Origin of the sequence: Hoeflea sp. 108, from assembly GCF_000372965.1 — a bacterium.
Lineage (GTDB): Bacteria > Pseudomonadota > Alphaproteobacteria > Rhizobiales > Rhizobiaceae > Aminobacter.
The window spans coordinates 253,765-270,845 of sequence record NZ_KB890026.1 but is presented as its reverse complement, the minus strand read 5'-3'; the positions used below and the strand labels follow the sequence as shown (position 1 = coordinate 270,845).

Sequence of the window (17,081 nt, the reverse complement as noted above, 5' to 3'; positions counted from 1 at the left end):
TGCATGTAACTCAATCCCCTCTCAACGTCCGTCCCAAGCAGACGCTGGCCGCAACGTCTTTGCGTGGCGGATGAGCGCTCGCTAGCCATGTCGGATTGCCAAGGCAGGCGAGCGGAAGGCCCAACAGGCAACCGCGGCGCCGGCCAGAAAAAGCATACCTAAATCAATGATTGAGACGCGCTCTGCTGAGGCGATCCGTGTCCGTGAGGCTTAGGCTCCGCATCCGAGACACATCACCGAACCACTCACTCAGCTCACAAGTGACATTGATCAGCGTTGAACGCTGTAACCTGACCGCACCGAGCATGGATAATCCCTCGTTATGACAACCATCCGGGTGGAATGCAGGTGCCCAGGTACCTCGTTGGAATTCCGCAGCTTCCAAAGGTGCATCGATACCCAGGCGCCTTCCGCCCGCCTGTTTCGTAAACTGGGATAGGCGCACATTCCGGAAGGTCTGTCTTTCAGGATATTCTGATTTCTTTCACAAAACTCTTGCAATAGAATGCAGCGTTCACAGCGCTGGCCGTTGTGCTTAGTTTATTGTTTACGATGCTTGAGGAGACGAGGTCGGAGAAATTGCGAAAGAGTTTTCGACCAAATCCCGCTTCGACGCAGGCGGCACCATGAATGCTGCGCACAAGCGGTGACTTGTGGCCGGACGGCCAGCGAACGACGCTGGATTGCGACCCGTCGACGTATGATCTGGCCCTGAATTTTTCCGGGAGGGACAGCTATGAATGCAGTACCTCAGTGGAGTCTCGCAGGCGACTGGTTCGACATCTGCAGTTGCGACATCCCCTGCCCTTGCGAGTTCGCACAGCGACCAACGGGTAATCACTGCCAAGGCGTGCTCGCCTGCCGGAGACGACATTCACAACACCCGATGTGCCCGTATCGACCTACCGCGATCTGTTCGGCAACCGCTGCCGGAGGCTCGTCGCGCCCGCCGGCGACCTGACCATGTGGGGCGATGCGACGATCTGGGATGACGGACAACTCGACAGGGTGCTACCTGGCGCACGCGAACTCTCAGTGCCTGAACTTCCGGACCATAGCCTCGTCTACCTGATGGGAAGCCGCTGCTGCGAGACTGACCGCGTCAGCCAGATTGCGTGGGACCTGTTCGGCACGATCCAGCCTGGCTGGAGTCGCGTGCAGGCGATCTGCAACTTCGTCCACAATCATATACGCTTTGACTACATGCAGGCCCGATCGACACGCACGGCTTTCGAGACCTTCAATGAACGCGTGGGCGTTTGCCGCGACTTCGCGCATCTGGCAATCACGTTTTGTCGGTGCCTCAACATCCCGGCGCGCTACGTAAACGGTCATCTCGGCGACATCGGCGTTCCGGTCGTAGATCCGATGGATTTCAGCGCCTGGATCGAGGTCTTCCTCGATGGCGAATGGCATACATTCGATCCGCGCAACAATGTCCCGCGGATCGGCAGGATCGTGGTGGCGCGCGGCCGCGACGCGACCGACATACCCCCGATCAATTCATTCGGCCGCATGTTCTCAAGACATTCAGGGTATGGACGTACGAAGTGCCGGCTTCGAGTTCGTGACAGTTGTGTTGCAGCCTTATCTTTCCGCGACCTGGACATGCACGATGACGCGGACTTCAGCGCGAGATGCGGAAGTTGGGCCGGTATTGAAGGATACCAGAGCCGAGCAACTGCCGGGCGCGTGCGTCGGTACGGTGGACAAAATTTCAGGGGCAGGAAGCCCCCATCGTGATCTACTCCATCACGACCTCCAGCCATGCCGATGCGCCGCGCGGTATGGAGTTCCTCTCCAGTGCGAATCGCCTCAACGTGGCGACGTGTCGCGCGAAGGCCATGTGCATCCTCGTCGCCAATCCAGACGTGTTCGAGCCCGAGTGCCGCACGCCCCGACAGATGCAGCTCGCCAACGGCTTCTGCCGATATCTGGAGATGACGGAGGTTCAATGAGCGGCGAAAGGACGCGCCTTGCCGTTTGACAGGATCGGGGCCGTGTATGGACGGCTCTCCGTTGGCAAGGGGTTGCACGAGCTTTGCAGTTGCTGGTTGGTGCGGCCATGTATCCGACCTGTAGGTGCGGCCTTTCATACGCCGCTGGCCATAATGCCATTCGCGCGGCTCAGGTCCCGATCGAAAGCTCGCACTCGAAGTGCACGGCCCCAGTGGGTTCTCCTGATCCGGCGGTATCAACCGGCTTAGTGCATTAGCTCCTATCCGCCCTTTCCAACCTCGTCAGCGATCGCTCGCCTTGTCTCGTTCTATGCGATGACCGGCTCCCTGTAGCGCTCGCCGTTCGTCATCAGTGCCCAGACCATCCGGGCAGTCTTGTTGGCCAGTGCGACCGCCGCCACCTTGGTTGTTCGCCGCGCCATCAACTGCACGAGCCATGGCCTCTTGGTCCCATTCCGCTCGGCATATCGGATAACCGCCATTGCGCCGACCGCGAGCAACTGTCGCAGGTAGCGATTGCCGGCCTTGGAGATACTGCCGAGCTTCTCCTTTCCCCCGCTCGAGTTCTGCTTCGGCACGAGCCCGATCCAGGCAGAAAGACAGCGACCCGACTTGAACGTATGCGCATCGGCGACCGTGGCCACGAATGCACTCGCCAGCAACGGGCCGACGCCCGGGATTTCCATCAGCCTCCGGCCAAGCTCGGTCTCTCTCGCACTCGCCCGGACCCGGCGGTCGTTCTCTAGGATCTGTTCCTTCACGACCTTGAGCTGCGCCTCAAGCATGCGCAGGCACAGCCGTGCGTCAGCGGGTATCCTGGCATCGTACTCGTCGTTGATGACCATGAGCAGTTGCTCAATTCCGTTGCGCCCAATCGGCGCCACAACCCCGAACTCAGACAGGTGTGCCCGCAACGCGTTCGATATCTGAGTGCGCTGGCGGTTGAGCATCAACCGGACCCGATGCAGCATCATCACGCTTTGCTGCTCGGGCGACTTCACCGGCACAAAGCGCATGGTTGGCCGTGTTACGGCCTCACAGATCGCCTCTGCATCGGCCGCATCATTCTTCTGCCGCTTCAAATAGGGCTTCACATACTGTGCCGGCAGCAGCCGCGCATCGTGACCACGCGCGATGAGCTCACGGGCCCAATAATGCGACGAACTGCAGGCTTCTATCCCGACCAAGCATCGCGGCAAGCTCTCAAAGAATGCCAGCACGCGCCCACGAGTCAGCTTCCTGCGAACCGCAACCTCGCCCGCTGCATCCACGCCGTGGACTTGAAACACGGACTTCGCAATATCCAGACCGATCGTTGCAACGTTGCTCATCATAGCGCTCCTCCAGCTCTAATCCCGCGATCATACCGCAGGGAGGGAGGAGAGCCGTCCACCGCATCAATTGCTGACTGTCCGATCTTGGGACGTCCAATATAGATAGCGGACTGTCGGTCCGGCGTTTGCAGTAGCCCTCCGAGAGGGCCATATTAGCGTGGCTTACTCGGCAAGATTAACGCGATCTCGACCGTTGCCCTTTGCCCTATAGAGGGCATGATCGGCACGCTCGATCAAAGACGGGAGGCCTTCATCCTCCCGCGCAATCGCGACGCCAAAACTGGCTGTCGGGTGTGCCTCACCCGCTACGGTGTCAAATGCGATTTGCTTAAACGCTGTTCTTACCTCTTCCGCCAATTGGTAGGCAGAGGCGCTCGCGTTTGAAGGCAACATGACTGCGAATTCTTCACCACCAAGACGCGCCATGATCGCATCGCCGGGCGCCTTCTGCTTGAGAACCTCGGAAAACCTCCGAATGATCAAGTCGCCACCGCTATGGCCGAATAGATCGTTGATCGATTTGAAGTGGTCGAGATCAGCGAGGATCATGGCAGGCGGGTTGGCGGCCGTCCGCTTCGCTAATGCTCTTAGTGCGCGCGGTTCGAAGCCGCGGCGATTGAACAATCCGGATAGGGTGTCGATCAGTGCATCAGTCTTGATTTCATCCATCACGTCGCTTGCAATAACCGCAAGCACACCAACAGCAGTCATCGCGCAGATAAGAGCATCAGAAATCGAAACGACAAGCCAGTAGGAACCTTCGAACCGGTCGCCGGAGGCCCCTGACGCGATCAGGAAGAGCGGGCGAAGAAGATAGCCTGCGCAAGATACGAGTAACAACCCGAGCAGCACCTGCTCGACCGGTGAGCGGCGCGGCGCCTTCGCGACATCCCACAACATCAGGAGGCTGAGCAGGGCCAGCCCAGAATTGAGAATGATGACGCGGGCGAGCAGGTTCGGTTCGATGAACTGATAATAGTAGAGCGTTCCGAGCGTGATCGCAGCGATAGCAAGGAGAGCGCCGTAGCGGGGCTGTCGTAAGCGCCGATTGGACAAGCCGATAGAGAGCAGCATTATCGCGAACAGGAGGAAGATGTTCGCCGAATATCGCAAAACCGGATTTTCAAGGGAGAAGGCAAAGTAGAAAATGCCGAAGCACAGCGACCGAATCCCATAAGATAGGCTGAGCACCCCTATATATTTCAGGGCGCGATTGTTTCGCCATATCGTTAGCAGCGCGATACAGAATATCGCAGCCATGCTCGTGTTCAGCAAACCTATGACATTGTAGTAGTTCATAGATCCAATCAGTGGTGAAAATTCGGACCGGCCCGCATGATCGGAGAGGTTGCCATAATCCCGGTAAAGGCGAAGTGAACGTCATTCCAAAGCGAACGACCGCTTGGGAGATGATCGAGTGCAGCACCGAACGACCGATCTGCGGGCGCGTTGCTGACCGGCAGATCTGGGGCCGATACCGGACTGTCCGGTTTCAGGAGCCGCCCAGGTGATACCTGCCATTCGGCCTACGACCTCAAGTGAGCCGTTCCGGGTTCGCTATGTCGAATCCCAAAGCAATCATCGGCAGGCGTGAAGCGGTGGCAGCTAGTCGATTAGAACATCTGGGAGCCCCATCGGGGTGACTGTCGTCCGGCCATGATCAATCACCGCATGATCAGTCGAATGCTGACTTCGCCGTTCACGCCCCAGGGAGTATCGAAGCTAAAGTCACGAACGTCGACCACTGTTCCCTTCCCCGAGTGAACTCCGTCAATAAATACGCCTTTGTCTCTGAGGAAATAAGGCGACTTGTATCGATACATGGCGGGATCATCGCTATCGCAGTTCGGCGCGCATCGAGGATTCTGGGAAGCCAGCGAAATATAGATGTCTTCGCTAATGGTCTCTCCGAACGAGAAAATCTGCCCCACAATGCTTCGTATGTCCGCGGCCAAAAGGGGCCCGTCAGCACCGTTGCGCAGTTCCACGGGCGTAGGTAGCGCTTTTATATTCATTATGACGAACTCAAGGGGGGCGGCTGACAGATTCTCGATGCGTGGCGATGTGTGACCGATGACGTGCTTGAAAACCCAATCGAGCTTCAACGGCCCCAGTCGTTCGGCGTACGCCACGTTGAGACATCCGATCTGCCGGCTTGCCCGCGCCGCATTCGTCGAGAAATCCGGGACAGCATCCGCCATGAGCTTTACGGCGGCAGCATCCATCCAATCGAACATTGGGTCGTACGCCAAGGCGTAGATGTGTGTGATTTCCTCATCCGGTGGCGTCTCGATCAAAATCCAGTCAGTCTGGATTGTCGGCGCATATGTGCCCGGGGCATTTCCCTCAATGAAAACATTTAAAGCGAGCGACTTCTTGAAACTCGACCGCATGCCGTCCTTCCGAAGGGTCCAGAAGACCGCTTCGACACAAACTAAACCCTCAGTCATTCCGAGGTTGTACACGACAACTGATACCTCCCATCCGCTGGAAGCTTTCTTCACACGGATAGAGTTCGAAGTGCTCCATGAGCGCGAGGTGTCGTGAACTCCAATGCCGCCCAGGTTATGTGACTGCGGACTAGGCGGAATCGAAAGGATGACACCGGAGACTGGAGCTTCCTGGCCGACCGGGTGAACTCCCGTCATCGCTCCTCCTAGCATTCCAAAGTGAAGTCAGTTGCGGAAGTCCAAGGCTTGGGCGAATTCGACCGCCAGGCGGGCCACGAAATTCCGCGGTCACCATCGAGATTCCAATTCGGAAGCGCCACTTTGTTTTTGAGAGCGTCGAACAATTCGAGGCTGACACGTTCTGCCGACACGAAGCCGCGCTTCTGGTCAACATACGTGTTGATGCCGTTCATGTCGCCTAACGCGCAAATCCCCAGGTGATCGTGGTAAGGACCGTTCGGAGCGCTACCGAACAATGGGCCGAAAACGTCGTCGAAGTTAACTGGCCCAACCGAAGAAACCAGCGGTCCTCGGTATTTCGAAAAGATGTGGGTTGCTGGCGTTTCCTTCTGCGCGCCAGGCGCAGTGGCGGGGTGGACAAGGTGATAGGTCTGTCCGCTATTGCGGTAGCTTTCCCAAGGACTGGGATACTCTGAGTACCGCCCCAATCCAGAAGTCACGCCGTCGAAGTACGATAAGTCCTCGTTCGCGGGGTGCACATATGCACCGAGAGACAGGATCAATCGAAACTTCCGATAGGTCTCATATAGAAGCCGCTGAAGCATCCAAAGAAAGTACTTGAATGGTACAGCCGCAAGATTGGCGATGATCTGATATCCGACCGAAACGAGCGCGATGAACATTTCTATCGCGTACTTCATGAATCCAAACAGCGCGAGAAGCAACGCGCGCCAGTCGGCTTCGTCCTGGGGTAGTCCACCTGGCAGGGCGGGAGGTCTACGAGAAAGGATGTTCTTGATCTCTGGCGGGAAGTTCAGGGGATTGAATGCAGGTGGCGGACCAAGGTTGATCATGCCGGGTCCGGTTACCCCTTCCAGCCATGTGTAGTAGAACCGATACATCAGCTTGATCTCGTCAGGTGAGGGCACGCCGGTCCTGATCGCAAGATCCGCATAGCTGTCGCTCAAAGCGTTATGCATCAGGTTGGAAACGTCGTCGGGAAGTTGGGGGTATGGGTCGCCGCCGCTGGAAAAGTCCATTTTTTTGTGCCAACCGCATGTCGAGATGTGCATGCCCTGCGCTTTGAGCACGTATGTGTCAAAGGCCTTCTCGACCAGCACATGCCTCCTAGCATGCAGCCTGTAACCTCCGCCGGCGACGTGGTTGACGAACGGGTGTACGACTACATCGCCCGCAACGTGAGTGGCGTAGCCAAGTACGTAGGCCTGCAAGCGAGAGCTTCCACTGGCGTGCTCCCAAAGCGCGGACAGATGCCGCCCGGACCGATAGCTGTGGGCTACATCCATCCACCACCACTCCGAGAGTGGCTGATACTTCTGCTGTGGGGACTCAAAAAGGCGGAAGAGGTCTGTTGTTTGAGAGATCGCAGCGGCCGCGGCTGTCAGAATGGTTGCGCTCAGGTAGTTTCCAGTGGTCTTCAGGCTGGAGTAAGCTCCGCCAGTGACGAAGTCGGCTGCGGATCCTGTCATCGCGTCGATCTCGTCGAAAAACCTCTTAACCTCCCGCAAGTTTTCCTGAGCCTGGAAGATAAATTCCATAGCCGGCCCGAAGCTGGACCAGTCTTTAGGATGGAAAAATAGGTAATCCGGCCCAACGGACCCCCAGGCTGCATGTATCGGATTGTCGCGGATGATTTCTCGAACATCAGCGGGGGCTCCAGCCGCAGCACGTTCCAGCAATAGAAGATGAGAAATAGCACTCGGCATTCCAAGCTCCTGCCGCTACTATGAAAATCTATACGGTTAGAATAGATTCAGTTGTTAGGTTGTCAATGTCTCTGTTTGAGGGGTAGTTTGCGGATCAATACTTCTGGGTGAATGGCCGTTCTGGCAGAGACAGCAAAAATGCAAAATCTTAAGGATCGATTCAGACCCCAGGTCGGCGAACGGATGAAAGTCCGCTGTCTCGGGGCCCCATCTGAAAGCAGACAGGCAAAAAACCCAAACCAGCCTAAGACGTTTTCCAAATCTGCAAGACAAATTTGGGGGCCGTATGCGGAATAGCGGCTATTGATTGGTTGCTGGCGAAAGCAGACTACGTGGAAAACCTGGGCGAATACCACGAAACCAAACGGCAAACGTAATATGATACACAAACACGCTGCTAGCCTACAAGACGCTCCTCCACTTCGGTTACAAATTGCGAGGGATTGTGCGCAGTGTACACGATATGCACCTCGCGCTTTGCCCGGGTGAACCCGACGTAGAAGAGCCGGCGAGCCTCAACAAGCCTTCGGCCCGTGTCACCCGCGCGGGGTATTCTGCCTTCATCCGTTCCGAACATGATTACGGCTGAGAATTCACGCCCCTTTGAACTGTGCAGCGTGGTCAGTTTGAGATGATTCCCGTCACTCTGTCCGGCGAACTCCGACAGCACCATGTGACTGCAATTCCCATCCTTGCAACGGTCCAGAAACGTCTGGAACGTTTCGCGTTCGTCCTGGAGAGACCGAGCGCCAGTGAGCAGGTCGGTCAGGAATTCCGTATGCAGGCTTTCGAGCCAGTCGCGCAGATCCACTGTCCCGTCGCGGCGATCCCAAAGAAACTGCACGAGCTGCCTCTGAAATTCCAGCTGCGCATTTTCGTCGGGCAGCTCCTCGGAAAAGAACCTCAATCCTTCGTTCGCGACTCTGCTGAAACGTGGCACGCCGGTTCGCCACCCGCCGCAACACCACTCCGCGCACAGCTCGACCCATCTCATCAAGCGGCTGTTTCGCGGGTATATGGAGTTCCCGTCGGTTCGTAGTATCGCGGTGGAACGGGCAGCGGCAGCTGTTGCCAAAGCATCCCCGATCCATGCCGCGGGATACAGGATAGCTATGTCGCCCATCCCAATGTCCGGCAGCCTCTCCTGGATGGCTGGTAGGAGCGTATCGAAGACATAGCTTGCCTGTTGGTCATAGCCCCCGGACCGAGGGTGAAAATAGACTGCGCCCTCTGGCGAGCCTTCGGCTGCCTGGTAATCTCGGTCTTCCCCTAAGGCATAAGTAGATGCTGTGACGATCCGCGACCCACTGCGGTAGTTCAAGCGAAGCGGCACGGTCTCTACATCAGAACGATCGGTGACTTGCTGCAGGAGCTCGGGGTATGCTCCGTTGAACCCGTAGATCGATTGATCGACATCACCAACCGCGAACAAGCGCATTCCGGTGCTGAAGCAGAGCGCCATAACCATCCGGTGCAATGCTCTGCCCAGATCCTGATATTCGTCCACCGCAAGGATCGGGTATTTGGCGAGTACCGCTCTCTGCAACCAGTCATGCTGCCGCAGCGCGCGGACCGCCAGAAGCGGCATGTCGTCGAAGTCGATCCGTTCAAGCGATCGCAATTCCGCTTCGAACGCTTCGACCAGCGCCGCCATTGTTGGATCCGCTTCTCGCCACTGGGCTGATTGCCGATTCAAGATCGAACGGCGGTAGGTCCCCATGGAGAAATCCAAGGTCTGCGGGTTAAGCGGCCCTCCACCGATACGCCGATACGCTCTTTCCAATGCCAGCGACCGCTCAGCGCGCGTCGCAACCTGAAAGTCGTCCGGCAAGCCCATCTGCGCGACTTTTGCATAGGGGAGAACGATCTGCGTCAGCGAGAAAGAGTGAACCGTGCCAATAAAGACGCGCTTGCTCGGTTCGATGCCCAAGTCGCTCAGCCGGTCCTCAAGCTCACGGGCACACTCGTTGTTGTACGTGATGCAGGCTATTCCCCGGGGCTCTTCCACATCCTCGGCAAGCATCCTCGCCAGCTTCAGCGTCAAGGTCTTTGTCTTGCCGCTTCCTGGACCGGCGAGAACGACACAGTGGCCCGTCGAATTATAGGCGTCCCATTGACCTTCGTTCTCACGAAGTTCCTCGGCGGCACGGAGGTAAAGGTTTGGGCTAGACACGGGTCGCCACGAACTCCAGTGCTTTGCGGATGTATACGGGCGGTTCGATGCCCTCTATCTTGGAAGCGAGCCGCTGGGCAAAGCGGCCCTTTCCCAGAACCTCGATCATCTTGAGATATTCGTCGATGTCGAGGTCGCTGTTGTCGGCGCGCCAATCAGATATCTTCTTCTTTCGAGCGGGTCCGAACTTAACACTATCGAGTATGTCCAGGATTTCGTCTGCGAACTCCCCATTGAAGAGGTCTACTTCCAGTGTGTGGGCATTGGTGAAGATGCCGAATTCCTCGAATTTTTCCGCTAGGTCGTCCTCATCCTCATCATCGTTGATCCGCTTGATCTCATCTTCGAGGGCCGCAACGTCGCCATCACCTTTTAACTCCTCGATCAGAAGACACAGTTTCGCCGCGCGTTTGATGCCTAGCGGTGTTTTTTCACCCACAAGATCCCAGTCCGTAATCACGGCCGTCGGGATGCCGAGGGATGTCAGGAACTTCACGTAAGGCCTGAAGTTCGTGCCCGCGACCGAACAGATCGAAATCCCCAGCTTGTCGAGGTCGATATTCAGCTGTTTTGCGAACTCGGGAATGAGAAATTTCTCGGCATCTCCTTCGACCAGCACGATACCGCGTGCGAATAGAATTTCCGCGCGCGTGACGTCCAGGTATCGCGCGAGATCATCGCGGTCGGTGGTTGTGAGGGTCATCTGCGCCGCAGACGTGGCCACGGTTCCCTCGTTGGGTGCATCCTTCAGCAGCACGATAGAATTCAGAGGCGCGATGCTCGCGATATGCGGAGAGTGCGTTGTCAGGAAGATCGATATGGAGCCCGCGTCGTCCGGACCGTCAAGGCCGGTGAACAGGTGCCGATAAACGGATCGCTGCAGGTGAGGGAGATGCGCCTCGGGCTCCTCGATGGCGAAGAGCGTATGGTCTCTCTTGTTCTCATCGATCTGGCGCTTGAGCTCCAATGCCTTCAGCGCCAGGAAAACGATGTTCGATGAACCGAGGCTCGCGTCTGAAATCGTCCGCTTGCCGTCGTCAATCAGCAGCTTGACGTTGCGATACACGCGAGCAATGTCGGTCGCTCCGAATCCAAGACTTGGCTTCACATCTTGCTTGGCACCACTGAGCTGCAGGAAAAGGCTCCGAAGATCGTCTTGTAGTTCATCCACGGCAACGAAGTCGGTCAGCCCGGCGGTAGCCGTCTCGATCGCATCCTTGATAGCTTCAAGGTCGTCGCGGTCGACGCTGCCGAACGCGGATTCGACCAGAGGCCGCAACGGAGAGCGTCGCCAGTTCGACAGATCGCCTTCAGCATCTCTGAGGGCGGGGAGCAGGTCCATGATAATCCGACGCCGGACGTCATGGCCGAACGTCTTGGTTTCGCTCTCTCCACCGAAGCAGATGAACTGGTAGTCATCGTCGGATGCGGGAGCGCCGGGAAGGTTGGCGAGCGGGCGAAATTCGTAGGAGAGGCGGACGATAGACGAATTGGTGTCCAATCGAAAATCTGTCAGGACGCGTAGAACGTCGAGGTCGCTTTCGAAATCTTGTATTTCAACCGAGACTGAGATCGTGTCGGTTGCGCCTGGCGTCGCCACTCCGTCCCAAAAATCCGCCAGAGTGAGTTGCCTGGCGCTGTCTGGAAGCGTCGGGTCGAAAATCAGCCTGAGTGCGTAGAGGAGATTGCTTTTTCCGACACGGTTCTCTCCCACGACGACGGCGCTTCCGTCGAGCTGGACATCAAGGTGTTTGAAATTTCGGAAATTGCGAATTTCGAGACGCGTTAGCTTCAAGTCTACCTCTCCAATTTTCCGTGCGTCGTTGCTTGCCCCGACGTTGGTCGTAGCGGGTGCAACGACGATTCGCTTACAACATAACCTGCGATGCGACTGGGTTCACTGCGCCACAGCCACAGTTTGCGAAATATTTTTCTTGCTGATGCTTCCTCTACAAAATTCCAAGAACTTCACTTCTGGTAAGCACTGTTTGTGTCAGTCCTTGATTTATGTTGGTAATGCTTACGTCGGACGGGTCGCCTCGAAGTCGGGATCTTTTTAATGGCGCTTGAAAAATAGCGTCGCCCCAGGAATGCGGTGGCCGAGCGTGACCGCAACTTTAACAAAAAGCCCGAGGCGAAGGGACATCCGCCTCGGGCGGTTGCCGGCAGGGCACAGGGCGAGATGGGCGGCACCTTGCTGCGGAAGCGCCATGGAAAGTGGGCCCCCAAATGGCATCACTGGAAAAGGCGAAGAATGTCTGCTTCCGGGAAATGCGATCGGTTCCTCGAACGGCCGAGTTGAGGGCGCAAAGCGGCCCTTCGCTCAGAGCTGTAACGAGGTGGAATTCGTAGACATCCGTGCCAGGACGCTCGCGTGCACTTGGAACGAACACGGGGACTTCGTACCGTCCCTCCCCGCAATTCTCGAAACGCGCCGTGCCGGAATTTGCTTTACTGTGCAGTGAAGAAGGTCAACAGCACCTTGCCCTTTTCGCCTAGAAGCCAGACGAAGCGATCAGGCGCTCCGGTTTTGCCACTTCGAGCAATATAGGCTTCGCCGAGGATGACGGTTTTGACCGGCACATCTTCAACCTTGGTATCAGCCTTGCTGACCGCGAATCACCAAGTCGGTGATGTCCTTGGACTTCTCTTGCAGGGCCAACAAGCCATTCGATTTGCAGGCGGTGACGGTAGGCTCGTCGGGAGTTTGAGCCTGGGCGCTTCCCGCCAACAGCGCGAAGACAACCGGTACTGCAGCCAATATCTCGATTCGCATTTCGTTCTCCAAGGAAAAGCCCGCGTCGCCGCGGGCTCGTTGCTGGGTGCGTATTTTCCGATCAGGCCTTGTCGACGAGGTTCTTCACAGCGTCTTTAACCCGGCCCTTGGCGACGTGCGCCTTGCCCTTGGTTTCCTGGATTTTGCCCTTGGCCTGTTCTTCGTGGTTGCCCACCGCCTTGCCGATGGCCTGGCGCGCCTTCCCGGCGACCTCGTTGGCCGTCCCTTTGACCTTATCGGATGTGCTACCCATAATCGGCTCCTTGTTGAATTCAGGCACAGCAAGAAAATCTGCTCACAAACAATTGGTTCCGCTTTTTTCCAAAGTCCCCGGAGCGATGGATCTGCCGGATGCGGGAGAAGCGGCGCGTGATTGCCCTTCCGTCGCAAGCGACGGAGCGAGCTTGCTTGCGGACCGCGGCTTGAGGGCGGACTTCAATCGCAACCGCCCTCCGAGCCATTATCTCAAAGATGCAGCGGTCGTTCAGACGTCACCGCCGCCATGTCTGCGTCCTCAAACAGAATGTCCTTCTTCCTGGCAAAGTAGACGACGATGCTTCGCGCGGTTTCAGCATCGATGTCGCCTGCCAGCGCGGCCTTGCAGGCACGGATGGCTGCCTTCTGTTCCGGGCTGTTGCCGCACCAGTCGGTGACGAACTGATAAGCGTCGACCACGGTGTTGAGCTGGCGCGGAAACCCAAGCCCGACCCAGACACGGACGGGTTTTTCGAAAGGCTGAGAAAGCATGGTTTTCTCTCGCTCACGAAGATCAGAGCACAACCGCTCGGCATGCGCCGGACGCCCGGGACATCGCGACAGCGCCCGACTGACCAGAAAGCGGAAATCCGGCAAGCGCTTCGCCAGTGGCATCTCGCGAAAGCATATGAGTATCGAACATTTTATCGGTCATCGAAATCTCCCATGTTTCGACGGTTCAACGGGTCGAGTGACGGTCATCGCCCGCAATCGGCGATGTCCCGCCAAAAATATGTGAAGACCGATTTTCCGCGTCAAGATCGAGACGACATTCCACGGTTGAAGAGTTGCTGGCTTTCGCGGAAGCCCGGCTCGGTCCGTGCCGACAAGGACTGATCGAAAGCAGCGCTATGCAGAGCCAAGATGACAGGATTCGCAAATACTATGAGCGTCGTTGCCACAACCGGGGTGGGTTTCTGCGATCAACACTTGAAAGCGCATCCGCATTTCGCCATCTCATCCGCCGTCAATCCTAGTCGTCCAACAGCAGGTAATGTTCAATGCCGACAGATGTGAGAGAAGCCGAGACCCGATCTTTCGAAGCCGATGTATCGCGCCTTCTGCACATGATGGTGCATTCAGTTTATTCCGATCGCGACGTGTTCCTGCGCGAACTGATTTCCAACGCCGCCGATGCCTGCGAAAAGCTGCGGTACGAGGCGATCACCAAGCCAGAACTGCTCGGCGCCGATCCGAAGCCTTCTATCACCATTGTAGCCGATCCGGACCAGAAACGCCTGACCGTCGAGGACAACGGCATTGGCATGAGTGGCGACGAACTGGTCGAGGCGCTCGGCACGATCGCACGCTCCGGCACCCGCGCCTTCATGGAGCGCGTCGAAGCTGCAAAGTCTGGAGACGGTACCGAACTGATCGGCCAATTCGGTGTGGGCTTCTATTCAGTTTTCATGGTTGCCGATAAGGTTGACGTCATTACGCGCAAGGCAGGCGTCGACGAGGCTTGGCGCTGGTCTTCCGACGGCAAGGGCTCCTACCAGATCGCGTCAGCCTCGGCTGCGGACGCGCCGAAGCGCGGCACCCGTGTCGTGCTGTATCTGATGGAAGATGCCACCAGCTATATGCAACCCTATCAGCTGGAAAGGTTGATCAAGGAACAGTCCGGCCATGTCCCGGTTCCGGTGGCGCTAATCGAAAAACCCGGCGTCGAGCGACGAGAGGTCGCTGACGGCACGGCGTTGTGGGTGAAGTCGAAGAGCGACATCAAGGCTGAAGAGTATACCGACTTCTATCGCGGCGTTTCCGGACTGTATGACGAACCGGCTGCAACCGTTCATTTCAAAGCCGAGGGACGCCACGAATACAACACGCTCGCCTTCATCCCTGGTTCGCGTCCTTTCGACCTGTTCGACCAGCATCGCAGCGGCCACATGAAGCTCTATGTGCGGCGCGTCTTCATCACCGACAATGCGGATCTGGTACCACGCTATCTGCGCTTTGTGCGCGGTCTTGTCGATTCCGCGGATTTACCCCTCAACCTTTCGCGCGAGATGATACAGGACAGCCCGCTTCTGGCGGCAGTCCGCAAAGGCGTGACCAGCCGCATTCTCGGCGACTTGGCAAAAATCTCGGAGGATGACGGCGCTCGCTACCACAAAATCTGGGACAACTTCGGCGTCGTCCTTAAGGAGGGCCTCTACGAGGACTGGGAGCGTCGCGAGCAGTTGCTGAAACTGACGCGTTTCCATTCAACCGCATCGGGAGACAGCTGGCGCAGCCTCGCCGATTATGTCGCTGCAATGAAGGACGGCCAGCAGGCAATCTACTTCATGACCGGCGACGATAAGGCCCGGCTCGAAGCCTCCCCGCAGCTCGAGGGGTTCAAAGCGCGTGGCGTCGAAGTTCTTCTGCTGACGGACCCTGTCGACAGCTTCTGGGTGACAATGGCGCCCGAATTCGATGGCAAGCCGTTCAAGTCGGTGACGCAAGGCGGCGCCGACCTCTCCGAGATCGCGCTTCCTGACGACGCCACAAAAACCGAGACCGAAGCATCGCCCGAGATCGCGACCTTCATCGCTTTCGTAAAATCGACCCTGGGCGGGGAGGTGTCCGATGTGAAGGCGTCCGACCGTCTTACCGAAAGCGCTGTCTGTCTCGTGGCCCCCGAGGGCGGGCCCGACCGCCAGATCGAGCGGCTGCTCAGCGCGGCAGGCCGTCTCGACAAGGCTGCAAAGCCGATCCTGGAAATCAACCCCCGTCATGACCGCATTCTTGCCCTTGCGAGACTGGGCGATGGAGACCTGCCGTTCCGTCAGGATGTGGTCCATCTTCTGTATGACGAAGCTCGCGTCCTCGACGGGGATAAGCCGGCCGACGCAAAGGCCTTCTCACAGCGGATGTCGAGGCTGATCGCGCGAAGCGTGCCCGCGAACTGAGTATTGGACGCGCGCCGGACTGCGTCTCCAATCTTGATATGTGAAAGCGGGCAGTCGGACAGTGCGTCTGCTCGCTGGGCTGTCCAGGCGGCAACCAATCGGGATACCTGCGACTGTGCGCCCGGCGTCTTCGGCAAGATCGCGAAATCCACTCCTGGAACGCCTTCTCGCCGTGGCGGGTCGCATGCAGCCGCATTGACAGACGGCCGATGGTGCTTGTCGGGCGCTGGATAGACAGCGCAGCGCCAGCGATGGGCACAAAGCATTTCACAAGCTAGCAAGGCTCGGCTTTGGCTGCATTGAAAGCGCAGCCACTCCGCAACTGCACTCGGCACAGGCAATTGACGGGCTGCTGCTTGAAATAACCTTCAATGGATTACGATAACCCCGTCGGTAGCGCGCCATTCCGACGGGCGGATCAGCCGTTGGTGAGCAATGCGCACCGAATGAAGCGGACCTTCCAGTTCACGTTCCCAATAGCCGAGGAACTGTTTCAGTTCAGGGAAATGCGGCGCGAGATCGTATTCCTGCCAGACATAGAGTTGCAGCAGACTGGGATAATCGGGCAAGCGGTAATGGATTTCGGCCGTGGTCAGGCCGTATCCTTCCATCTGCCGACGGAACTGCTTGCTCACAGTGGCAACCATATTTCGCCCTCCTTGCTTCGAACCCATCCAGAGCGACCTACTACCGACCGCCCGGACCTTGCCAAGGTCTGAACATTTTTGACTCGAGCCGGCACGAATTCAAGATCACATAGTCGTATAACAGCGAATTTTGTTGTTCCTTTTCAGCGCTCTAGTGATCTGGCACGGGCTTGCAAAAAAATTTTCGCCGCATCTCTTGAAACTCAAAAACCGCAAAATTAGCTCCATGTGCGCGTGATGCCTTTTTGGGTTGCGCGCCCCCCGCTCCGGTCCGTCCGGTCCGGAGTGGAGGAACCTCTCACAATCTGTTTGTCCTGAAGGAGAACGATATGACGTTCCGTCCATTGCATGACCGTGTCCTGGTCCGCCGCGTCGAAGCCGAGGAAAAGACGGCTGGCGGCATCATCATTCCCGATACCGCAAAGGAGAAGCCTCAGCAGGGCGAAGTCGTCGCCGTGGGCTCCGGTGCGCGCGACGAAAGCGGGAAGCTTGTGGAACTCGACCTCAAGGTCGGTGACCGCATCCTGTTCGGCAAATGGTCCGGCACGGAGATCAAGCTCAACGGCGAAGATCTGCTCATCATGAAGGAAAGCGACGTGATGGGCGTGATCGAGGAGACCGCGGCGCTGAAGAAAGCCGCGTGAGCACAGCCCGACCAAGTCAAGAAAACTGCCTATTGAAGGAGTG

General features: G+C 57.4%; 15 protein-coding genes and 1 pseudogene. 5 read left to right on the top strand and 11 right to left on the bottom strand.

The features are described 5' to 3' along the window. The first annotated feature begins 736 nt into the window (after positions 1-736). From B015_RS34005 to B015_RS0129315, 3 genes and pseudogenes are all read left to right on the top strand, one after another. Positions 737-961, top strand: a complete 225-nt coding sequence (locus B015_RS34005) for a DUF1326 domain-containing protein (protein ID WP_245262439.1) — start codon at positions 737-739, stop codon at positions 959-961. Beyond that, positions 856-1,571, top strand: a pseudogene (locus tag B015_RS31920) (transglutaminase family protein); the annotation flags it as partial. The gene B015_RS34005 and the pseudogene B015_RS31920, both read left to right, overlap by 106 nt. A gap of 168 nt (positions 1,572-1,739) precedes the next feature. Then, positions 1,740-1,958 carry a DEAD/DEAH box helicase gene (locus B015_RS0129315; RefSeq protein ID WP_018431340.1) on the top strand — a complete coding sequence of 73 codons (219 nt, stop codon included), beginning with the start codon at positions 1,740-1,742 and terminating at the stop codon, positions 1,956-1,958. 308 nt (positions 1,959-2,266) lie between these two features. On the opposite strand, the gene B015_RS0129310 is transcribed toward B015_RS0129315, so the two are convergent. From B015_RS0129310 to B015_RS0129270, 10 genes are all read right to left on the bottom strand, one after another. Beyond that, positions 2,267-3,289 (bottom strand): IS110 family transposase, encoded by a 1,023-nt coding sequence (locus tag B015_RS0129310; RefSeq protein WP_081623617.1) that lies wholly within the window; start codon positions 3,287-3,289, stop codon positions 2,267-2,269. 165 nt (positions 3,290-3,454) lie between these two features. Beyond that, positions 3,455-4,591 (bottom strand): GGDEF domain-containing protein, encoded by a 1,137-nt coding sequence (locus tag B015_RS0129305; protein ID WP_018431338.1) that lies wholly within the window; start codon positions 4,589-4,591, stop codon positions 3,455-3,457. Positions 4,592-4,956: 365 nt separating this feature from the next. Continuing rightward, positions 4,957-5,940, bottom strand: coding sequence for a hypothetical protein (locus tag B015_RS0129300; protein WP_157632957.1), 984 nt, complete (start codon positions 5,938-5,940; stop codon positions 4,957-4,959). Positions 5,941-5,948: 8 nt separating this feature from the next. Then, entirely contained in the window at positions 5,949-7,649 is a 1,701-nt protein-coding gene (locus B015_RS0129295) for a zinc dependent phospholipase C family protein (protein WP_081623606.1), read from the bottom strand. A 397-nt stretch (positions 7,650-8,046) separates the two neighbouring features. After that, positions 8,047-9,822: an ATP-dependent helicase gene (locus B015_RS0129290; protein WP_018431335.1), complete on the bottom strand. Its 1,776-nt coding sequence runs from the start codon at positions 9,820-9,822 to the stop codon at positions 8,047-8,049. Beyond that, positions 9,815-11,617, bottom strand: coding sequence for an AAA family ATPase (locus B015_RS0129285; protein WP_018431334.1), 1,803 nt, complete (start codon positions 11,615-11,617; stop codon positions 9,815-9,817). Before B015_RS0129285 ends, B015_RS0129290 begins: the two co-directional genes overlap by 8 nt. Before the next feature lie 656 nt (positions 11,618-12,273). Further along, positions 12,274-12,405: a hypothetical protein gene (locus tag B015_RS34115; RefSeq protein ID WP_018431333.1), complete on the bottom strand. Its 132-nt coding sequence runs from the start codon at positions 12,403-12,405 to the stop codon at positions 12,274-12,276. 16 nt (positions 12,406-12,421) lie between these two features. After that, on the bottom strand, positions 12,422-12,598 hold the full coding sequence (locus B015_RS34000; RefSeq protein WP_018431332.1) for a hypothetical protein: 177 nt from the start codon (positions 12,596-12,598) through the stop codon (positions 12,422-12,424). 61 nt (positions 12,599-12,659) lie between these two features. Beyond that, positions 12,660-12,851: a CsbD family protein gene (locus B015_RS0129275; protein ID WP_018431331.1), complete on the bottom strand. Its 192-nt coding sequence runs from the start codon at positions 12,849-12,851 to the stop codon at positions 12,660-12,662. A gap of 212 nt (positions 12,852-13,063) precedes the next feature. Then, the gene (locus B015_RS0129270) at positions 13,064-13,450 is read right to left on the bottom strand and encodes a DUF982 domain-containing protein (RefSeq protein ID WP_245262438.1); all 387 of its coding nucleotides are present in this window, start codon (positions 13,448-13,450) and stop codon (positions 13,064-13,066) included. Positions 13,451-13,854: 404 nt separating this feature from the next. Here B015_RS0129270 and htpG point away from each other — a divergent pair, with 404 nt between their 5' ends. Then, complete coding sequence (gene htpG / locus B015_RS0129265; protein WP_040457429.1) at positions 13,855-15,747, top strand: molecular chaperone HtpG; 1,893 nt, start codon at positions 13,855-13,857, stop codon at positions 15,745-15,747. A 368-nt stretch (positions 15,748-16,115) separates the two neighbouring features. Here htpG and B015_RS0129260 read toward each other — a convergent pair whose 3' ends face one another. Further along, positions 16,116-16,394 (bottom strand): usg protein, encoded by a 279-nt coding sequence (locus B015_RS0129260; protein WP_018431328.1) that lies wholly within the window; start codon positions 16,392-16,394, stop codon positions 16,116-16,118. 329 nt (positions 16,395-16,723) lie between these two features. Here B015_RS0129260 and groES point away from each other — a divergent pair, with 329 nt between their 5' ends. Next, positions 16,724-17,038 (top strand): co-chaperone GroES, encoded by a 315-nt coding sequence (gene groES / locus B015_RS0129255; protein WP_018431327.1) that lies wholly within the window; start codon positions 16,724-16,726, stop codon positions 17,036-17,038. Positions 17,039-17,081: the final 43 nt, after the last annotated feature.

What these genes read in the sequence shown, in the direction of transcription:
- B015_RS0129295 (WP_081623606.1), bottom strand. Translation starts at nt 7,649, where the DNA reads ATGCCGAGTGCTATTTCTCATCTTCTATTGCTGGAACGTGCTGCGGCT.
- B015_RS0129305 (WP_018431338.1), bottom strand. Translation starts at nt 4,591, where the DNA reads ATGAACTACTACAATGTCATAGGTTTGCTGAACACGAGCATGGCTGCG.
- B015_RS0129260 (WP_018431328.1), bottom strand. Translation starts at nt 16,394, where the DNA reads ATGGTTGCCACTGTGAGCAAGCAGTTCCGTCGGCAGATGGAAGGATAC.
- groES (WP_018431327.1), top strand. Translation starts at nt 16,724, where the DNA reads ATGACGTTCCGTCCATTGCATGACCGTGTCCTGGTCCGCCGCGTCGAA.
- B015_RS0129300 (WP_157632957.1), bottom strand. Translation starts at nt 5,940, where the DNA reads ATGACGGGAGTTCACCCGGTCGGCCAGGAAGCTCCAGTCTCCGGTGTC.
- B015_RS34000 (WP_018431332.1), bottom strand. Translation starts at nt 12,598, where the DNA reads ATGCGAATCGAGATATTGGCTGCAGTACCGGTTGTCTTCGCGCTGTTG.
- B015_RS0129310 (WP_081623617.1), bottom strand. Translation starts at nt 3,289, where the DNA reads ATGAGCAACGTTGCAACGATCGGTCTGGATATTGCGAAGTCCGTGTTT.
- B015_RS34005 (WP_245262439.1), top strand. Translation starts at nt 737, where the DNA reads ATGAATGCAGTACCTCAGTGGAGTCTCGCAGGCGACTGGTTCGACATC.
- B015_RS0129275 (WP_018431331.1), bottom strand. Translation starts at nt 12,851, where the DNA reads ATGGGTAGCACATCCGATAAGGTCAAAGGGACGGCCAACGAGGTCGCC.
- htpG (WP_040457429.1), top strand. Translation starts at nt 13,855, where the DNA reads ATGCCGACAGATGTGAGAGAAGCCGAGACCCGATCTTTCGAAGCCGAT.